Below are 18,920 nucleotides of genomic sequence, written 5' to 3' on the forward strand. Positions count from 1 at the left end.
GCAGTTTATACATGGCCTCAAAAGGCGGCGGGTTTTCTGAGACGCAAATTGCAAAGAGAATTAAGGAAGGCAGAGGTCTAGGGCTGAATTCTGGTTATAAACCTTGGTTAACGGTTAGAGACTTGCCGTCTTTAGGAAGAGTACACCGTGTATTTGGTCACAAGTCTAAACGTACCCACCATTTGCTATCAGATCTTGAACTTTCCGTGTTCCTGATGCTGGAGTGGCATAAGCAAATCACCCAAATCCGAGAGCAATTCCCTCTGGAGCGTGATACTACCCGACAGTTGGCGGATGCAACAGGCATTAAACACCCTAACGTCGCTGGCGTTGATCAGTATATGTCGTCGGATTTTCTGGTTGATTCAGCCAATGATAATGAACCCAGATTCGTATTGCAGGCAAAATACGCGTCGGCTCTGCAAGATCCCAGAACGGTGGAGAAGCTGGAGCTTGAGCGCCGATACTGGCAGGAAAAGGGGCTTCCCTGGTACCTAATTACAGAGAAGGATGTACCGGCCGTGGTGACCAGAAACATCAATTGGATGTATCAGGCTCAGCGGGAAGAGGCAGATATGGAGCTGGCATTACAGCGGATCGAATTCTATTCCCATCATTTTGAAAAAAGCCCGACCAAGACAATTATTGCCATCTGCAAAGAACTGGACGCCGCCTACGATATGCCACTGGGTGAATCACTTTATGAGGTCAGGCAGCTGTTAGCAAAGCGCTACTTCACTTTTGACATTTTCATACCCACAACCAAACTCAAAGCCAGGGATTTACGGGCCGGAGATGTTGCCTTTATCCGGGAGGTGTATCTTGTTTCGAATCAATGAAATATTGAAATTCGGTGATCAGCGTTACCGGGTGCTGCAACCACTGGGCGAGTATCTGGTTTGGATCGATATCGACGATGATTCAGCCTTTCCCGAAATAGCGTCAGTTAGTGACTTGGCAGAAGCCATCGAACAGGAAAACCTCGATCGCATTGATGACCCCTATAAGGAGCTGGCTTTCGAGTCGCCTAAAGAGGGCACCACGGCCAGAACCAAGCGGGACAGTAATTATCATCTGATTAAACCATTACTGGACCTGCCTGACTTTTATGACCCCAAAAGCCGCGGTGCTGCCATCACAAGCATTCTTGCCGAGAAAGGCTCTACCAAGCAAACCCTCTATCGGCTTGCCAGACGTTATTGGCAACGTGGACAGACTCCAAATGCTCTGCTCCCCGACTACAAGAATTCTGGTGGTAAAGGTAAAAGGCGAATCGCCAAAGACAAGAAACTGGGCCGCCCACGCAAATACACACCGGGTGTTGGCGCTAAAGTAGATGAGTTTGTTGAGCGCCTGTTTCGCATTGCCATCGACCGTTACCTGTTGAAGGACAAAGGGCACTCCTTTCCATACGCCCACCGGCGTTTCAATACCCTGTATCTCAACTATTTCCCGGATACACCAGAAGAGGAATTGCCCAGTAACTGGCAGATGATGCATTTCTACAAGCGTGAGTACCTTCAGGCAGAAAAACTCAAAAAGCGCATTTCAGCCAATGAATACAACAAAGATATCCGGCCTCTGCACAGCACAGCAAATACTCAGGTGCTTGGGCCGGGTAGCCGTTACGAGATAGATGCCACTATTGCCGATGTGTATGTCGTTTCCGACAGTGAACGGGGCAATATCGTTGGTCGCCCGGTGGTTTATATGGTGATCGATGTATTCAGTCGGATGGTAGCCGGTTTCTATATCGGCTTCGAAAGTGCTTCTTATGTTGCTGCGATGCAGGCCTTGTATATGGCCGTGACGGATAAAACCAGTTACTGCAAGGAGCTGGGATTCGACATAGAGCCCGAACACTGGCCCAATGTGGGACTACCGGATGCAATCCTTGCAGATCGTGGCGAATTGCTGGGGCATCAAATAGAAAATCTGGAAAGTAACTTTGCGGTACGGATAGAAAATACCCCTCCATACAGGGGTGACGCTAAGGGCATTGTAGAGCGCAACTTTAAGACGGTTCAGGCCTCATTTGGAGCCTTTGTGCCAGGTTATGTCACCGGAAACCGGGTTAAAAAGCGCGGTGGTAAGGATTATCGGCTGGATGCTAAACTTTCAGTTAAAGAGTTTGCACAAATTATTCTGTCCTCGGTGCTCTATCACAACCAGTACGCCGTGCTTGAGAAGTACGACAGAGACTCCGACATGCCTACGGATCTGCCGACAACTCCAGTCCATTTGTGGAATTGGGGGCTGCAGCACAGAACTGGCCGCCTACATCATGCCGAGCCGGACGCATTGCGGGTTGCCCTGTTACCCAGAAAAACGGCGAGCATTTCCGAATTGGGGGCCTGCTTGTTTGGCCTCTACTACACTTCACCTGAATTTCTGCAACTGGGCTGGACGCATCGAGGCAGAACAGTGAAACGACCAGCAACGCTGGAAGCCGCCTACGACCCATTGGTTGCCGACCAGATTTACCTGTTCCCTGAGAAAGGCAGCAACAAATATTGGATCTGCAACCTGGCTGACCGCTCCCGGGAGTTTCGGGGAGCGTCATTCTGGGACGTCTGGCAGGCCAGAGATGAACAAAAGAAAACAACCGGCAAAGCAAAAGTGCAATCCGGAGCCAAAAAACGGCAACACGAAGAATTTGTAATAGACAAAATCAGTCATGCAACCAAAGTGGCACCGGATACTTCCGGTATACCCAATGCGCAGCGGGTCAGAGCGATTAATGAAAACAAGCGTCAGGAGAAAGCCAGAGAAAGAGCAGAAAAGGCGCGCCGCCCGGATGCTGACAGTAATCGCCGCCCAGGCAAAGTGATTCACCTGTCCGACCCCGAGCCAGATCTGGACTATCCGGATTATGTCGATGAGCTGTTTGGAGACGACGACTGATGCCTTTACCAGAAAACTATGTTGAGGCCGTATATGCCGACCCTGGGCTTGAGCGCTATCGTGGCAATCCATTGATCGAGGCCTTACCGCCAATAATGGATCTCCAGGCCCTCAAGGTAAAACTCACCGGTAAAGTGGAGTTTAATCCACATGACTGTTTCAGCAAGGGGCATCTTCGTGCTCACCAGATCAGTGCATTGCTTGATGATTTCTTTCAGCCTCTTTCCATCCACATACAACTGGAAGAGAAAATTTCCGTCATGATCCGGGGCGGTTATGTGGGGCGCAATATCGCCGATGGTTCGCTGAATAAGAAGATGCAGGAAGGCTACCAACGGATCATGTCAGGTGTCACAAGTGATTTCAGGTTTTCACAAACCAACTCCACAGCCAAGAGCCTGTCCCTGATTGGTTGTTCCGGCAGCGGTAAAAGTTCGACTATTAACCGCATATTGGCAACCTATCCGCAGGTCATCTATCACCAGGATTACAATGCCATTCAGCTGCCCTACCTGAGGATCGAATGCCCCTCCGATGGCTCCCTTAAAAGCTTGTGCCTGAACTTTTTCCGTGAGGTAGATCGCACTCTGCACACGGGGTACGAGGAAAAGTATGCCCGTAAGCGTCACAGCACCGAAGTGCTGCTCTCTTTAATGGGCCAGGTGGCAACACAACGGGCGGTCGGCGTACTGGTTATCGACGAAATTCAACGCCTGACACTGAAGCGCTCCATCAGTAAAGAAGCCATGCTGGAGTTTTTTGTGGCGCTGGTAAATGTTATCGGTGTACCCGTAGTAATGGTGGGAACTCCAAAAGCCAGGCCCATATTCGAAATGGAATTACAGGCCGGTCGGCGCAGCGCCGGATTTGGCTCATTGTTCTGGGAGCCGATGAAACCGGGGCCGGTCAGAATTAACCCCAAAACGGGTGAGCCAAGAAAAACAGAGTGGCAGGCCTTTACCGACAAGCTCTGGCAATACCAGTGGCTGACTAACCGGGATGAAATGCTGAGCGATGAAATCCGCGACTGCTGGTTCGATTTGTCGCAGGGTGTGCTGGATATCGTCGTCAAGCTGTTCGTACTTGCACAGATGCGGGCTATATCCACGGGCTTAGAGCGAATTACCGTAAAACTGCTGCGCACCGTGTACCAGCAGGAACTGAAGCCTGTACATCCCATGCTTGATGCTCTGCGCAGAGGCGACCCCGAACTTATCGTTAAATATTCGGATTTACAGTTGCCCGATATGGACAAACGCCTGCTTGAATTAAGGCAGGTGATTGATGAGCGACAGACCGAAAAAGAGCGCATCCCGGCCTTTGGTAGTAATGAAAAAGCCTTGCGTCTTTATACCATGCTGCAAGGGATGGGGTGCGAATCCGGATTACTGGAGCCGTTGATCGAAAATGCTTTCCAACAGCACCCAGATCTCTCGTTGCCCGAACTGAGCCGTATCATACTGGATTGGTATTCCAGTCCGCCCAAAACCAGCAAACCGAAGGCAGCAAACGTCAAATCAACCAGTTGGCATACGCTGCCCTCAGACGATCTGAGATTCAAATTTTCTCAGGCAGAAAAAGGCCGTTTTTATCACGAACTGCAATATGGCAAGGAACTGTTTGATGTGCCTAATTGGCTGAAAGACGTGGGTTGATATGCTGGGCTTTCCCCTGCCTTACCGCGATGAACTGCTTTACAGCACCATCGCAAGGCATGGGGTTCATAGCGGTATCGTCTCACCCAAAGAGCTGTTGCAGGATGTTTATGGTGATACCAGAGTTATCGCAACATCTGATCTGCCCGGGCATTTGAATCGCATTGCAGCACTTTACCCGGAAAAAGCCGGTATAACGCCTTGTGATCTGCTCTACCAGAATACACTCTTTCCCTTGCATGCGCTCTTCATGGGCGAAACCCGGCGCAAAGCACTTATCCGGGAACTGACCACAGATGGAAAAAGCGCAGTCCATTTAACGTCAGGCGCAGCGGCTTCGCGTGTTAAGCAACCTGAATACCTCCGATATTGCCCTGGGTGCATTAAACAGCAACTGCACGAATTTGGAGAGTGTTACTGGCGGCGGGATTGGCAAGTGGCTGGTGCAGACAGTTGCCCGATCCATGGAAGTCTTATTGACTCAGACATTCGTCGCCACGATGTTCACCGCCACCAGTATACTCCCGCCGATAGAGATACCTGCATACAGGCAGAGCAACAGCCGGGTTGCTGGCAAAGCGATTTAATAGCGCAAAGCATACATGAGCTTCTGAATCTTAAGCAGATTGCAGTGCCTGAACTTGTGCAATGGGGTTATTGGTATAAAAAGCTGGCTGCAGACCATCAGTTCAATCGCGGGAGCCAGATACACCATGAACAGGTAAGACAGAGAGTCATCGCATTTTGGGGAGCAGACTGGCTGACCCGCCAAAAACTCATGCCAGACAGCAGTGAGTCAAACTGGCTGCAGAATATGTTTCGCAAACACCGCAAAGCATTCAGTTATCTTGAGCATCTAATCGTCCTGCATTCCTTTCTGAAGCCCAGGTGGAAGCTGGCCGATGTGGTTACTTTTGTTGCGCGACTCCAGCCGAAAGCCAGGACATCAACCACCCCTCTGCAGGTAATAGATCAAACACACTTGGAGGACTACCGCAGCCGATGGCTGGACGCCCTAGAAAAACACGGAACCAAACTGGCCCGCCTTAACGGATACGGAGACGTGTACGCCTGGTTGTATCGTTATGACAGAAACTGGCTGATAGAAGTCAATCAGGGCCACAGAATACCTCTACCGGGACACCGGCCTAAGGTGAGCTGGCATAAGCGAGACGTGGATACGGTCAAAGCCCTGATAGCATTGCGCAACGAAAGCGAATGCAGACTGCATGCTCCCCGACTCTCGAGGAACTGGTATCTGAACCAACTGAAGCACAAAGCTGGTATAGAGAAGCACCTGGAACGACTGCCTTTGTGCAGTTTGTTTTTTGATCGTTACTGTGAAAATATATTTGAGTATCAGATTAGAAGAATAACCCGTACCGTTATGTGCACAGTGCAGGACGGTCAGCCACTTAAACGCTGGCAGGTGCTGAGATGGTCCGGGCTGAGTGAAGAACGCCTCACCGAACCGGCCCGCCGGTTTCTTAAGGAGATACTCGGGATTTGACTGGTAGTACCCGATTAAAAGGATTCAAAGACGATACCTGGATTAACGGTATCGGTGAGCTGTTTTGCAGAAAAGACGGTAACCAGTGGGGTGTTAACCTGAGCATTTATCCCAGCAAGGAGAAAGGGAAAGATGCGATTACCCTGTCCAATGCGCCCATCCTTATCCGCAAAAGAATTATCAACCCCACTAAAGATTACTACCCCAGGGGAGTGGAAAAGACACTAACCATAGCGACAACCCGCAATTGGCAGGTTGATGTCATCGGTAATTGCCCGGCCCGTGACAGGCCATTGCCAAAGGAAGCGAAGCAGCATTGTTTCGTGTTCCAGTTAACCGACGGCACAACTATTTACCTCCCCCAATTTGAACTGTCTAGGGCGCTTTTCTTTCATTACGGCTATCTGGCCCGGTCAGCCGTAGTTCACGACTTGCTGAACAATGAATATATCCTGGATTACGACGCAGAGCACGAAAGAGCGGTTATCACCGTGCTGGAGACTTTCTCAGGCAATTGGGAGCTGTTTAACGATTACAGTTTCCGGCGGATGCTTGCCTGGTTGCTGATGGATGAGGAGGCACGGCATTCTTACGACAGTATTGGACATTATCAGTTGAACGACGGATACGATCAGGGGCTATATCGCCGCTGGAATTTCAGGTTCGAGCCTCCGGAACTGAAAGATGTGACGTTGAATATAAGAGGCAACTTCAACGCCGACAGTCAAACTATGCTTGTTTATGAAATCACCGGCGTAAGAAACATCCCCGTCAATATTCCCGACCACGTTGATTTTTTCAGCCCCAGATTCGTCACCCAGGTGCAGGGGCAAGGCAGCGGTTCAGGGAGTGATGCTGCAAGGCCTCCCGGGCACAATATTGATGATGCCGCAGAGGGCAGCCGAGAGAATAAGCCGGTTATGCTCAGTGAGAATACGACAGTGTTTGAGTTTAAAAACGCAGTGGAAACATCAAAAGTCAGCAAGAAAAGAAAAGCTGTAGGACGGGGCGAAAAGGACGACAACGAGCCAGGCGAAGCCTCCCGTGATGTCAGCACCGAAGAGCAAGGCCCGGAAGGGAGCTTGCCCAGCGCCGAATGGGATAATCTGGACGATCAAACCTATGATGCACACCTTTATCTGAACAAGTTCGCCAGCTACTTTGAGATGCTAAAGTTGCTCGAAGAGAACCATGACTGTAAGGTCACCCTATACCCGCTCAGGAAATTGCCAGCGATTGGTAAATGCAGGATGCATATCCTGAAAACTGATAGCAACCCGAGATGCATGTCGGTAGCTCATGTTACAGCGCAAGGTATTGGGTATTACTTGTTGGAAGTGGATACGTCAGACGCGAAAAAAGCGCTATCGACCAGAATGATCCTCGCCAACACTATCGGAGACATTGAGCCTCACCTTTATGAGATCGAGAAACAGCTGCTGAAGGCATCCCTATCCTGGCCAAAGGAGCACTTGGACAAGTTAGTCGGCGCCGATAACCACTTCTGGGTACCGCATCAGAAGTCGGATAAGGCTGGTGCTTTAACTTCAGAGGATATCAAAAAATGGGCCGCTAGGGTGCACAGGCAATTAAGTTAGTTGCTGCAACACTCTGTTAATCATAAGGGTTACGTTATCTTTGATGTCAATGTATTCTTATGTGCATTAGGGAGTATAAACGAATACATAGGACGGAAAGCCGTGTCAAACGAGAAGAAAAATTGGTGGGAAAGCAGAGTATTGCGGTCAGTTGATAATCTGAAACTGTGGCATGACAATCCTCGCCTTGACCCATCTAACAAGTTAGTTACTGTTCGAGATTATGTAGAAGAATTAATTGCTGATCCAATTGATGAGCAAAACTTCTTAGCACTTATAAAGTCCATAGCAGCTCGTGGATTTATGTCTGTCGACCCTGTCGTAGTTTGGCAAAATGAAGATAAACAATTCGTTGTTGCCGAAGGCAACCGTCGTGTCATGGCGCTCAAATTATTACGTTCTCCCGAAAAAGCTCCATTATCAATTCGTAAAACCGTGGTGCATTTATCTCGTACAATCGATCGAGATGAAATTGAAAAGATTAAGGTGTGCTTAGCCCCTTCTTACGAGGAATCACGTTGGTATATCTTGCAGCGCCACTCTCTTGCTAGTAATCAAATCAGATGGCAGCGCTTGCAGCAGCAACGTTTTATAATTAGCGTTTATGATTCTGTAGGGCAGGATATTGATGAAACTATTAGTGTAACTGGATTCAAAAGAGCTGCAATTATCGACGCCTTGCGCTATGTGAAAATTCGAGATATAGCCACCCGCCAGGAAGTTACCGCATATTTGGCAGTCGCGGAACGAGAGTTAGTTTATAGCCACCGTATTAATATGACAGTTTTGGAACGCTGGTTTGGTAATAGTCAAGTACGAGAAGCGTGGCATATTAAATTTGATGAAAATGGAGCTACAATCAACGCAGAGCCAAATAGCTTCTATGCTGCGTATGCAAAACTTTTAAAGTTGATGTTCGATAAAAACAATGAGCTTGGTTTTATTGTTAATACGAGGACCATAGACTCGAAGTTCCAAGAAATTTTTGACTACTTACCCAAAGTACAATCAATAGATGAAGCTGCTGATAATACAGCTTCCCCTTTACCTGTCCAAGATGATCCTTCTGAGCATTCCGTTGACACACCATCAAGTAGTAAAGATGGAGAGCCAAAACCTGATGTTAAAGTGTCATTGAAAGGAGATCCTAAACGTAGGCAACTTACAGATAAGTATCATGCTATTACGTCTAAAAGTTATAAGCTTAGGTCTTTGTTTGATGAGTTACAGAAACTACCTGTTTACAGATACCCCAATGTTTCAGCTGCATCGCTCCGTATTTTTTTAGAGTTAGCGGTTGATGAATATATAGCCAACTGCGATTTAAAAACAGAGATGGCCAGAAGGGAAAGAAAGGGGTATCATGAAATTACACTCAGCCAAAAACTAAAGATCTTACGCGGGGAATTTATAGATGACCGTGATGCAAACAAAGTGATTGATCAGCTACTGCAAAATAGTAACGACCATAGCCTCAATACTCTAAATGAGTATATTCATGGTAGTAAGGTACACAAAGTTGAAGCTCAGTTTCTTAATCGGTTTTGGGACATGCTAGCTCCACTGTTTAGTGTATTGATTAGTTTGAAGGAAATTTGATGTTCTTCTCTCCTTTAAGATACCCTGGTGGAAAATCTAAGTTGACAGCGTATGTGCTGGAGACAATGAAATTAAACGACCTCGAAGGGGCTGCTTATGTTGAGCCTTTCGCGGGGGGATGTGCAATCGCTTGGTATCTTTTACTCAATGGTCATGCACGAAAAGTATATATAAATGACTTAGATCCTGCCATTCATGCATTCTGGTATTGCGTACTGTATAAAACAGACGAGCTTTGCGAATTAATTCAATCCACCCCTGTTTCGATGGATGAGTGGTATCAGCAACGTGAGATTTATAGAGAAAAACCTAATGATTACCTGAGACTTGGTTTTGCTACTTTTTTCTTAAACAGAACTAATAGGTCAGGAATAATAAAAGCTGGTGTCATAGGTGGGTTGAAACAAGAAGGAGAATATAAGCTTGATTGTAGATTTAACAAGGAGCGCCTTGTTGAGCAAATAAGGGCTATCGCTGAAAGAAGGCATGATATAAGGCTAACGAATTTAGATGCAACTCAATTTATCGAAGAGCATATTCCCGATATTGAGGGGCCGGCGTTTGTTAATATTGATCCTCCTTATTACGTCAAAGGGAAAGGGTTATATCAGAACTATTTTGAACATGATGATCACTATCGACTATTTGAAAGCATAAAACGAATTACTCAACCATGGATAGTCACTTACGATGACACGCCAGAAATTTGTGGGATTTATTCTGAGTATGCACCAGAATCGTTTGGTCTAACTTATACGGCCCAAACTAAGTGCAAAGGTTCTGAGGTCATTATACATTCACCAGAATTGGAGAAAACAGGATTTAAACCTGATGTGACATTTGCAGAGGTTAGGAAACATTATCGTAAAAAGTGCTCTCCTAAGGCGTGATTATTGTTTGAAGGACTTGCTACCATTTTCTTACAGGAAAAATAGCCGTTTCACATTGGAAGTATAAGAATAAATTATGATTATTAATAAAGTGAGCATAAGCTTATTTAGAGGCTTCAAAGACGTTGAATTCTCCCTTGGAGATTATATAACATTAATTGCGGGCCAAAACGGAACTCAAAAAAGCACTTTATTAGGTATTCTCACACAAACATTTACCATTCCCTCTGCTGGGCACCCATTCTCAAATGAAAAGCCTTTAACGGGAGGCTCTTTTCGCTCAGCATTTCAGGATAAATTCAGGCTATCGCCAACCCTTGATTTACCAGGAGAGCATAATTGGACTCTTTATCTTAGGGATAAAAACATGCATCCTGATACTGATGAACATGGAGGGTTTGCAATTGAGAGTATAGTCAGAAAACATCAAGGCAAGGAAAGCATTCGTTTTTGGCAAAAAGGAAAGCGAGATGCTGGTAGTGGATATGTTCAATTACCTGTTATATTTTTAAGCTTAAAGCGTTTGATACCTATAGCGGAAGCAGGCAGAGTACAGGAAAAAGATATCCAGCTATCTCAGAAAGAAACAGATTGGTTTTCAGATAATTACAATAAGATCCTGTTGAGCAATGATAACCTCGAATCCGTAGATTACTTGGAAAGTAGTAATAAAAACACCATAGGAGTTACTACGGACCATTATGACTGGAATTCTAACTCTGCGGGACAAGATAACCTAGGGAGAATTCTACTCGCAATTATTTCTTTCCAAAGGTTAAAGAGTAAATATCCAGATGATTATAAGGGTGGAATTCTTGCAATCGATGAAATCGATGCAACCTTGTATCCAGCATCTCAAGTCAAGCTTATGGAAGTCTTGAGTTCGGTTTGTAAAAAGCATGATATTCAAATCATAGCTACAACCCATTCCTTACACATGCTTGAGCGGATTTCTGAACTAAAAAGTGGAAAGGGCCGAAATGAGCAATTTAATACTGTTTACCTTAAAAAGGTTGACGGTGAAGTATGTGCGGAAGAAAGCCCAAGCTTTGAGCAAATTACACATAATCTCAATGTTACAATAGGAAAGGCTGCTAAAGTACCTAAAATTCCTGTTTACACTGAAGATAAGGAATGTATTCACTTCGCAAAAGCGCTACTTGGGAACAAGTTTAAAAACCTTCAATTCCCAGAAATAAGCTTGGGTTGTGGGAACCTTATTCAGTTAGGCCAAAAGAAAGTCACCAGTTTCTCTTTCCCCAACTCCATAGTGATTTTAGACGGGGATGCTAGAGATAAAATTAAAAATGCAAGGTTAAAAAATTATATTTGTTTGCCAAGTGAACTCAATCCTGAAGGAATTTTGGCCAACTTTTTGTCAGATTTATCCGACAAAAGTCCTTTTTGGGAAGAAAAAGTAGTAGGCTATTCTAAGCAAGTCTGCTTTAGAGAGTATAGGCTAAATGATATTCTAGGGTGCCGTGTTAAAGCTAAAGAATGGTATAATCAGCAATTGGATAGCGGGGCTTGGGGAAGGCAAGGCCGCAACGCATTTAAGTACCTTATAGAGTCAATCCCTGAGGGAAAGCAAAGCTTCGAGGAAGATTTCCGCAAAGTGTATGAGTTGACTATATGCACCGATAGAAGTCAGAACTAATTCACTTGGTCAGTATGAAACTTTATTACTTTAAATAAGCTCCGACATGGAGCTTATTTAAGTTTCAGTATGAAACTTTATTTTTTCGGTTTTGATTTTGTCTGCCAAAAAGTAATATCTGCATTATATCGCAGTATGATACTTTATTACTCTCCCACACCTGTAGATTCTGAATAAAGTTGGAAATGTCTAAATAAAGATGGAAACAACTGAATAAAGTTGGAAAGTGGAAGTTCTGATTGAGCTTCCACTATTTCAACTTTATTTTAGTTATGCTATGTAAGTAAAATACTGATATTATTAAATTAGTTTCTCAACCCCTGAAACTTTGCAAATGCTTCTTGAGCATTAGCTTTTCCTTCAATAAAGGTTTCTTGTTCCCAATGAGCGAGTTCTTCTGCTAAAAAGCGCTTTTCATAAGCGTTAGCTTCTTTATTATTGCCTACAGCTAACAAACAGTTGGATAAACTCGCTAATATCCACTTTCTATCACTTCTTTCCGCGAGCTCTTCATCGTCGGCGACTATTTTTTCCAACGATTCTATAATAGTCAATCTGACTTTATATGCTCTCATCCTGTTGTATATGATTTCATTTGAATCATTGCTGTGATCAGCTAGCATATCTAAACATGCGGCATAATTTTCTCCATTATAATAGTCTCGCCTGATTTCGAACCCTCTGCCGTATTGCTTTATTGCTAACTTTAAATCATCAGCATTACGATGGATTTGCCATAACCTTTTATGAATCGCTCCCGTTAACCCACATGTTTCAGGATCATTGGATTGATAAGGAGCCAGCTGTTTAGCTATGTCCAATGCATTCGCTAAAGCGGCTTCTTTGGTTGGAGATTCTGACTTGTAGGTAGCTAACACTAACTTTTGGAGTACACTTGGTTCATGTTGTGCCATTTCAGCTGCGGCCTTATAAAAGGCAATTGCTGAGCTGAAGTCGCTATTATTCAATGCTGTTTTTCCTGATTCCAACAACATATGTAGATGATCACCCTCTTTTTCCAATTCTTCGACTTTTTCTTGGAACTGTTGTTCAGATAGCATGGGATACTTAAGAGCTGGAAGGTATGTATATACAGGACTATCAACTTTTTGTTGCTCATCAATGGCAGCCAAAATTAAACCTTTTAATGCGCTACAAGCCCGTTTAGCCTCTCTTGAGCCAATATCTTTACCCAAATGTTCATACTGGAATGTACTAGTATGGTCTAGGTCAAATGAAAATCTTCCATCTTGTTCTTTCATTATTATTGTTGAACTTGGCTTTAATGCATGCCTCACTCCCAACTCATATACAGCATTTACATTTCCAGTGGTGATGTCTGCTATAACTAAGTCAGCTTGATAAAGCATCATATACATTTCTGTATCAATAATACCTGAATGTACTATTTCATCAGCACGAACGCACTTTAACCCAGCCTCTTCTACGGCGGGCTTAATTATAGCTTCAAAAGTTGCATCTAAGTCAAAAGTCTTACCTAACTCATAGTCTGTCTTTTCACCAAATCCCATTACAACAAAGCAAACTTTTTGATCCATATATTTGTTTTCCTCAATCTAGAGCGTTTGATAAATTTGACCAGGAGACTATTTTTGACGCGTTAAGCCAGCTAGGGATATTCCCGTTAAAATTATCGCCTTTATGGACTGCAATTACTTTCTTTCCGAGAGCATGACTTTTTTCAACTTCCCATTTAACCCATTGGCTCTTAGAAATGTTTTCAGTCAAGTAAACAACTGTTGTTGAAGTTCTGTTTATGCGTTCTGTGATTTTCCGTTTTATGTACTCGGCTACTTCACTATTGTATGCAGATCTCACTGAGTGATCGTTAAATTCTATATCACTATTTTCATTTTTTGTTTGGCCTCGAAGTAAGTTTACTTCGTTCATATCTTTGGAAGAAAAGCTAATGAATACATTTTTCTTTTTAGGCTGAAGCGCTAACTTTGCTTTCTCTTCAAGTGCTCTTACATTGCCAAGCCTACTCCAAGATCCTGATGAACTGCCTCCCATCTCTATACCTCCATCTCAAATTCTTTACATGCAATACACTTACCGCATGGTTCTAAATTACCTGTATGGCATGAATATGTTTTAGTTATTCCCTTTAATTTTGCTAACTCGATAACATCAGGCTTCATCAACCACAATGGTACCAAAAACCTGATCATTTATTGCGTGCGTTTGCAGCAGAGTTTATGGAACTCTTCACGCGATACCCAAATGATCGGCTCGCCGATATTGCCGAGTACTTAGAGCTTAATACAAAACGGGCTAGGTTACAGGAAGGTAATGGCTTGATGCTCTTACTTCAGCTGTTTGCGAAGCACTATCTTACTTTTGACTTAATGGTCTACTTCACTCGACTCAAAGGTCGCGACATATCATTCAACAAAAGCAAAGTTATGCAGGGACGAGTTAGCTAATGTTCCAGATGAATGATGTTTTTAAGATGGGTGACACGTTGTATCGAGTACTGGCTTTACCTATCGACCATGTTGTCTTATTTAATATGGATGACCAAGGAGCAATGCCCGAAATACATAAACGGAATTGCTTGGAAGAAATGGCATTTGATGCTGATTTAATCCGTGCTGAAGATCCATTCCTTGAGCACGTCGCTGCGGCAGAGTTTGCTTCTGATAGTGATAAAGCTATACGCGATCATAGATTTAGTGTAATTCAGAATATTGTTGAAGATCCTGAATTTTACATTTCATCTCGCCGGAAAGAGTTGTTTAAAGACGCTAAGTCTAAATTTAATAAGCAAGCGAAATTTCTATGGCAGAACTGTCGTTTATATTGGCGAAAAGGTCTCGTGCCAAATGCGCTAATCGGTCAATACTGTAACAGCGGGGCAAGTGGCAAGACGAGAAATTGCAATAAACCTCGAGTATGGAGGGCAAGGGAAGGTACCGGTGATGAGAAACCTATTGCTGTAGTGAAAACTCAAACCCGAGAATACTTTGACAAAGTAATAAAGCGGTATTATTTAGCACAACGAAAGACATTCGCGCAAACGCATGAAAAACTACAAGCACTGTACCAAACGGTCTACCGCGATATTGCTGATGAGGATATTCCAACAATAAACCAACTGCGCCAGCACTATAAAATGACTTATATTGAAGTCGAGGTGCTTAAACAGCGTATTGATAAGCACAAATATGAAAAGGATGTTAAAGCCAAACGTTCGACTGTTAACACGGAAGTTAACGGTCCAGGTCACATATTTGGAACGGATGCAACCAGAGCAAAAATCCATCTCGTTTCAAAAATTTAACATGGACAGCCACAAACTGGACCCTAGGGAAACCCACATCAACTATGCTTAAAGTATTCTTAATTCAAGGAATGAATTATGCCATTACCTAGGAAGCGCCAAATCAGTCTTTCAGACACCCCTTATTATCATTGTGTATCCCGCTGTGTTCGACGGGCCTTTTTGTGTGGCGAAGATAAACTGACTGGAAAAAGCTATGAGCATCGTCGCCAGTGGGTGTAAGACAGGTTGTTGTTTTTAACTACCGTATTTGCCATTGAGGTGTGTGCTTATGCGGTGATGAGTAATCACACCCATGTGGTACTGCATGTTAATTCTGACAAAGCAAAACATTGGACGGATAAAGAGGTTGCTCAGCGCTGGCATATGCTTCACAAGGGAACTCTACTTTCACAGAAGTTCACATCTAAGCAAACTGCTGAACTGATTGAGGCAGAGCTCAGTGACGCTGAACGCATCACACTTAATTCAACCTTGTCGGTTTATCGAAGTCGATTAATTGATATCAGCTGGTTTATGCGAGAATTGAATGAGCCTATTGCCCGACAAGCAAACCAAGAAGATAATTGTACGGGACATTTTTGGGAAGGGCGATTCAAGTCACAAGCCCTGTTGGATGAGCATGCTTTAGCTGCATGTATGGTGTATGTAGATTTAAATCCAATACGCGCTAAAATGGCAACCACCCCAGAATCATCTCATCACACCAGCATAAAGCGCCGCATTCATGATTTTAAAAAAGGGTATCAGCCCTCTACGTTAATGCCTTTTGTTGGCAATCCAAAGCAGCCACAACCGGCAGGACTAACGTTCGATTTAGTCGACTATCTACAATTGGTGGACCTATCAGGGCGCTTTATCAATCCTGACAAACGAGGTGCAATTGATATGTATGAATCGCCCATATTGCAACGCTTAGGATTCGACGAACACACCTGGCAAGATATGTTTTTAACCTTTGAAACACATTTTAGTGTGGCTGCAGGACAAGCAGACACTTTAAAGCACTACAAACGAAAGCGTCGGCAAACGAGTACATTGGGTTAACGCCCTTCTGAATCACTTTTCATTTCAGGCATTTTTTTCACAAGAGGCAGGCCTAGCCTCGTACTAAATTCACCTCAAAAGCACTTACCCAACGCAGATACCGAATCGCTGCATGCATTTATCTAAAATAAGAGCCGATTATAGTTTTTTGTTGGTACTCACTAAAAAATATTAAGTTGTTATCACCACAACCTAAAAAGATGCCTGTCCATATTGATATGATCCGTTTACCATCTTAAAATACATGATGTAAAACGTATTGATTAAATTATGAAGAGTGTCTTTATAAATTTATTCACCAATGGCACCGCAGGCTAGCGCACCGCTGGCGTTAGAATTGGTTAATTTATTGCTCAACTGTACTGCTTTAAGCGCAATGTTCACGGGGCTTACTTTTCATTGAACTGGCATGAGAGGCTTATCGATAACAAGGTGGTAAGTCGTGATCAGTCGATGCCTATCGTTGCACAAACGAGTCATTTTTATCGTCATTTCCCCAAAAATTGATTGAAAAGTAATCTCTTCTCGGCAATATATGCAAAGTACGGCAGCATAGTAGCGGTTTTTATGGGGTCGAATTTAACTGTGAGAGTTATTGGGGGCCTTGTTACGAAATTGGTTACATGGTGACTTTGCGGTATGCAATGCGGGTGTGAGCTCAAGTGATATGGAAAATCGACGAAGAGTACGCGGCGTAAAAGCGTCGCGACAAAAATTAGAAGCCGCCATGGCGGATAAAGGCTTTAGTACGCAAATTCAGTTAGCCAAATACTTGGCTGAGCTCGAGAATTTGTCGAGCCCGCCCAAAGATTTGATCAACAAGGTGTTTCGCGAGCAACCTGTATCTTTTCACAACCTCACGCGGGTAGCAAAAGCCTTAGGCGTAAAGGTTTACACTCTCATACTAGCTTCTGATGATCCGTCAGTATTTACCTTGGCAAAAGGACAAAGCGCTGAACAAGACACCGGCGCTGAAAAGGCCGAAAGTGACGATGGCGACCAGGTTAAACGTACTGAGGCTAGGTCAAGAATAAGGCGCGCATTACCTTGGTTGGCGTTTGCATTTGTCAGTACGGCGATTATTGTAAGCCTGATAGTTGGGCTAATACCACAAGATAGGGGTGACAGTACGAACAGTACGCATTTCGCCAGCTTGGTTCCCGCTATTGGCCCTACTCGTGTCATAGTGATTGCCGATCTTGAGCTGCGTGGCCTTGGCGCAAAGTTTGTTGAGTACACTCACGACAAGCCGACCATTAATGCTGTGCTTATTGACGATAACGATGCCACGTCGATGAGCAACAAAGCCGCTATTGAAATGTGGGATGCACACGTGGTGATACGCTTGCAACATACTCGCGCAAAACACTACTGGGGGATCACAGTTACCTTGGCCTCAGCGCGGCATAGTTTGGTGGCGTTACAAGAGGTTTTTCATCCCGAGGCGCAGCGCGCTCGCACAGAAAATATTGTTCGTACGCTTTTTAAACGCTTAAATCGAGTGCTTGTCGGTAAGGCGTTAGCGCCGCAATCTATTGCTCAACCCGCTGCCTTTCGGGCCTATGTTGAAGGTGTAGATCGCAGCTACACTAGCTACAATATGTCCCATTACCAGCGCGCCTTAGCGAGTATTGAACAGGCTCGAGAGCTCGACCCTAATTACGGCTTAGCCTATGCAGAGTCTTGTCGAATCAAAGCGAATATGAGTTGGCAGGGAGAAGAAGCCACATTATTAGAGCGGGCGGCTAGCGATTGTGCGAAGGCCGGCGCGCTCGCAGCCCCTCATATTTCGGTCATTCTTGCCAAGGCCGAGCTACTATCGCGTTTGGGCGAAAAGGCCAATGCACTGGCCATGGTGCAAGCAGCCCTGGTATCCGCGCCTCATAACGCCGATGCCTTGAGTCTTTTAGCAGAATTGACCTTGCAGATATGGAGTGGCAACGAGAGTAGCGCTGTATCGGATGAGAATATTCCACGCTTTATCAACCGAGCGCTGGCTCTGTCTTCTGACAACTGGCATGCATACAATACCCTTGGCAATTACTATTTTGCCAAGGGCAATATTGAAATGGCCTTAAAAAATTTTAAGGCTGCCAATCAGTTTGTGAAGCAAGAGGTGATCCTTTCTAATCTGGGAATTATACAGTTGTGCTTAGACGATCTGGCTGGGGCAAAAGCCACTTACGGCGAACTCATTACTCATTTTGAGCACAGTGCATTGGGCTATGAAAACCTCGGCACCGTGTTTTACTATCAGCACAATTTTCACACCGCATTAGACTACAAACTAAGGGCCATTAGTAAACGAAAGGCTGTGAATATTCATCAGGTTTGGGGCGATGTTGGTGACGTTTACTGGCAGTTGCAGCAAGTTGATAATGCCATTAACGCATATCAGCAGGCCTTATTATTGATTGATAAGGACGAGCTGTTAGGCAATGCGTCAGTGAGTCAGCAAGTTGCTAAAGCTTATTATAAAGCACGCCTAAAGCAGTTAGGCGTTACGCAACATGTGTTTCCCCATTTTGAGTCTATCGTCAGCCAATTGTTAGCCCATGGCGAGAGGCTTAACGTTAAGTCGAAAACGTATTTAGCTTGGTTGGCACAGCAGTTTGGTCAGACACGAGCGGCGCAGGAGATTTGGGACGCACTGACTTCTACTTGTCCGGTGTATGACCGCTATCCGTTAAAACAGTAAAAAGGGTATTGTGCGTTAGCATCAATACCCTTGAGTGTTTTTACTCGTTAAAGTGAAT

The 18,920-nt window shown here is 44.6% G+C and carries 14 protein-coding genes and 1 pseudogene; 12 read left to right on the plus strand and 3 right to left on the minus strand.

Annotated elements, in window-relative coordinates; translation table 11 throughout:
- Nucleotides 1-11 precede the first annotated feature (11 nt).
- From ACYVIL_RS12715 to ACYVIL_RS12750, 8 genes are all read left to right on the plus strand, one after another.
- On the plus strand, nucleotides 12-839 hold the full coding sequence (locus tag ACYVIL_RS12715; protein ID WP_460312670.1) for a TnsA endonuclease C-terminal domain-containing protein: 828 nt from the start codon (nucleotides 12-14) through the stop codon (nucleotides 837-839).
- Nucleotides 823-2,904, plus strand: coding sequence for a Mu transposase C-terminal domain-containing protein (locus ACYVIL_RS12720; RefSeq protein ID WP_460312671.1), 2,082 nt, complete (start codon nucleotides 823-825; stop codon nucleotides 2,902-2,904). Before ACYVIL_RS12715 ends, ACYVIL_RS12720 begins: the two co-directional genes overlap by 17 nt.
- The gene (locus ACYVIL_RS12725) at nucleotides 2,904-4,559 is read left to right on the plus strand and encodes an AAA family ATPase (protein ID WP_460312672.1); all 1,656 of its coding nucleotides are present in this window, start codon (nucleotides 2,904-2,906) and stop codon (nucleotides 4,557-4,559) included. Before ACYVIL_RS12720 ends, ACYVIL_RS12725 begins: the two co-directional genes overlap by 1 nt.
- Nucleotide 4,560: 1 nt before the next feature.
- A complete protein-coding gene (locus ACYVIL_RS12730; RefSeq protein WP_460312673.1) occupies nucleotides 4,561-6,069 on the plus strand; it encodes a TniQ family protein in 1,509 nt (502 codons plus the stop codon).
- The gene (locus tag ACYVIL_RS12735) at nucleotides 6,066-7,667 is read left to right on the plus strand and encodes a Tn7-like element transposition protein TnsE (protein ID WP_460312674.1); all 1,602 of its coding nucleotides are present in this window, start codon (nucleotides 6,066-6,068) and stop codon (nucleotides 7,665-7,667) included. Before ACYVIL_RS12730 ends, ACYVIL_RS12735 begins: the two co-directional genes overlap by 4 nt.
- A gap of 102 nt (nucleotides 7,668-7,769) precedes the next feature.
- Nucleotides 7,770-9,266 carry a hypothetical protein gene (locus ACYVIL_RS12740; protein ID WP_460312675.1) on the plus strand — a complete coding sequence of 499 codons (1,497 nt, stop codon included), beginning with the start codon at nucleotides 7,770-7,772 and terminating at the stop codon, nucleotides 9,264-9,266.
- A complete protein-coding gene (locus ACYVIL_RS12745) occupies nucleotides 9,266-10,156 on the plus strand; it encodes a DNA adenine methylase (protein WP_460312676.1) in 891 nt (296 codons plus the stop codon). The genes ACYVIL_RS12740 and ACYVIL_RS12745 overlap by 1 nt, the downstream gene beginning before the upstream one ends.
- A gap of 76 nt (nucleotides 10,157-10,232) precedes the next feature.
- Nucleotides 10,233-11,813: an AAA family ATPase gene (locus ACYVIL_RS12750; protein WP_460312677.1), complete on the plus strand. Its 1,581-nt coding sequence runs from the start codon at nucleotides 10,233-10,235 to the stop codon at nucleotides 11,811-11,813.
- 305 nt (nucleotides 11,814-12,118) lie between these two features.
- Here ACYVIL_RS12750 and ACYVIL_RS12755 read toward each other — a convergent pair whose 3' ends face one another.
- From ACYVIL_RS12755 to ACYVIL_RS12765, 3 genes are read right to left on the minus strand one after another with little or no spacing between them, the layout of a single operon-like run.
- Nucleotides 12,119-13,372 carry a tetratricopeptide repeat-containing protein gene (locus ACYVIL_RS12755; protein ID WP_460312678.1) on the minus strand — a complete coding sequence of 418 codons (1,254 nt, stop codon included), beginning with the start codon at nucleotides 13,370-13,372 and terminating at the stop codon, nucleotides 12,119-12,121.
- 13 nt (nucleotides 13,373-13,385) lie between these two features.
- Nucleotides 13,386-13,847: a TIR domain-containing protein gene (locus tag ACYVIL_RS12760; protein ID WP_460312679.1), complete on the minus strand. Its 462-nt coding sequence runs from the start codon at nucleotides 13,845-13,847 to the stop codon at nucleotides 13,386-13,388.
- Between the two features lie 2 nt (nucleotides 13,848-13,849).
- Nucleotides 13,850-14,005 (minus strand): 7-cyano-7-deazaguanine synthase, encoded by a 156-nt coding sequence (locus ACYVIL_RS12765; RefSeq protein WP_460312680.1) that lies wholly within the window; start codon nucleotides 14,003-14,005, stop codon nucleotides 13,850-13,852.
- Nucleotides 14,006-14,032: 27 nt separating this feature from the next.
- Here ACYVIL_RS12765 and ACYVIL_RS12770 point away from each other — a divergent pair, with 27 nt between their 5' ends.
- The 4 genes and pseudogenes from ACYVIL_RS12770 to ACYVIL_RS12785 all read left to right on the plus strand — a co-directional run bounded on the left by ACYVIL_RS12770 (nucleotide 14,033) and on the right by ACYVIL_RS12785 (nucleotide 18,862).
- The gene (locus ACYVIL_RS12770) at nucleotides 14,033-14,260 is read left to right on the plus strand and encodes a hypothetical protein (RefSeq protein ID WP_460312681.1); all 228 of its coding nucleotides are present in this window, start codon (nucleotides 14,033-14,035) and stop codon (nucleotides 14,258-14,260) included.
- Nucleotides 14,260-15,117: a hypothetical protein gene (locus ACYVIL_RS12775; RefSeq protein ID WP_460312682.1), complete on the plus strand. Its 858-nt coding sequence runs from the start codon at nucleotides 14,260-14,262 to the stop codon at nucleotides 15,115-15,117. The genes ACYVIL_RS12770 and ACYVIL_RS12775 overlap by 1 nt, the downstream gene beginning before the upstream one ends.
- 78 nt (nucleotides 15,118-15,195) lie before the next feature.
- Nucleotides 15,196-16,164: pseudogene (locus ACYVIL_RS12780) on the plus strand (transposase).
- Nucleotides 16,165-16,768: 604 nt separating this feature from the next.
- Nucleotides 16,769-18,862: a tetratricopeptide repeat protein gene (locus ACYVIL_RS12785; protein WP_460312683.1), complete on the plus strand. Its 2,094-nt coding sequence runs from the start codon at nucleotides 16,769-16,771 to the stop codon at nucleotides 18,860-18,862.
- Nucleotides 18,863-18,920: the final 58 nt, after the last annotated feature.

It is taken from the genome of Aliiglaciecola aliphaticivorans, from assembly GCF_054782055.1.

Coding starts and splice junctions, on each gene's coding strand:
- ACYVIL_RS12715 (WP_460312670.1), top strand. CDS start 12: ATGGCCTCAAAAGGCGGCGGGTTTTCTGAGACGCAAATTGCAAAGAGA.
- ACYVIL_RS12725 (WP_460312672.1), top strand. CDS start 2,904: ATGCCTTTACCAGAAAACTATGTTGAGGCCGTATATGCCGACCCTGGG.
- ACYVIL_RS12730 (WP_460312673.1), top strand. CDS start 4,561: ATGCTGGGCTTTCCCCTGCCTTACCGCGATGAACTGCTTTACAGCACC.
- ACYVIL_RS12745 (WP_460312676.1), top strand. CDS start 9,266: ATGTTCTTCTCTCCTTTAAGATACCCTGGTGGAAAATCTAAGTTGACA.
- ACYVIL_RS12750 (WP_460312677.1), top strand. CDS start 10,233: ATGATTATTAATAAAGTGAGCATAAGCTTATTTAGAGGCTTCAAAGAC.
- ACYVIL_RS12755 (WP_460312678.1), bottom strand. CDS start 13,372: ATGGATCAAAAAGTTTGCTTTGTTGTAATGGGATTTGGTGAAAAGACA.
- ACYVIL_RS12760 (WP_460312679.1), bottom strand. CDS start 13,847: ATGGGAGGCAGTTCATCAGGATCTTGGAGTAGGCTTGGCAATGTAAGA.
- ACYVIL_RS12765 (WP_460312680.1), bottom strand. CDS start 14,005: ATGATCAGGTTTTTGGTACCATTGTGGTTGATGAAGCCTGATGTTATC.
- ACYVIL_RS12770 (WP_460312681.1), top strand. CDS start 14,033: ATGGAACTCTTCACGCGATACCCAAATGATCGGCTCGCCGATATTGCC.
- ACYVIL_RS12775 (WP_460312682.1), top strand. CDS start 14,260: ATGTTCCAGATGAATGATGTTTTTAAGATGGGTGACACGTTGTATCGA.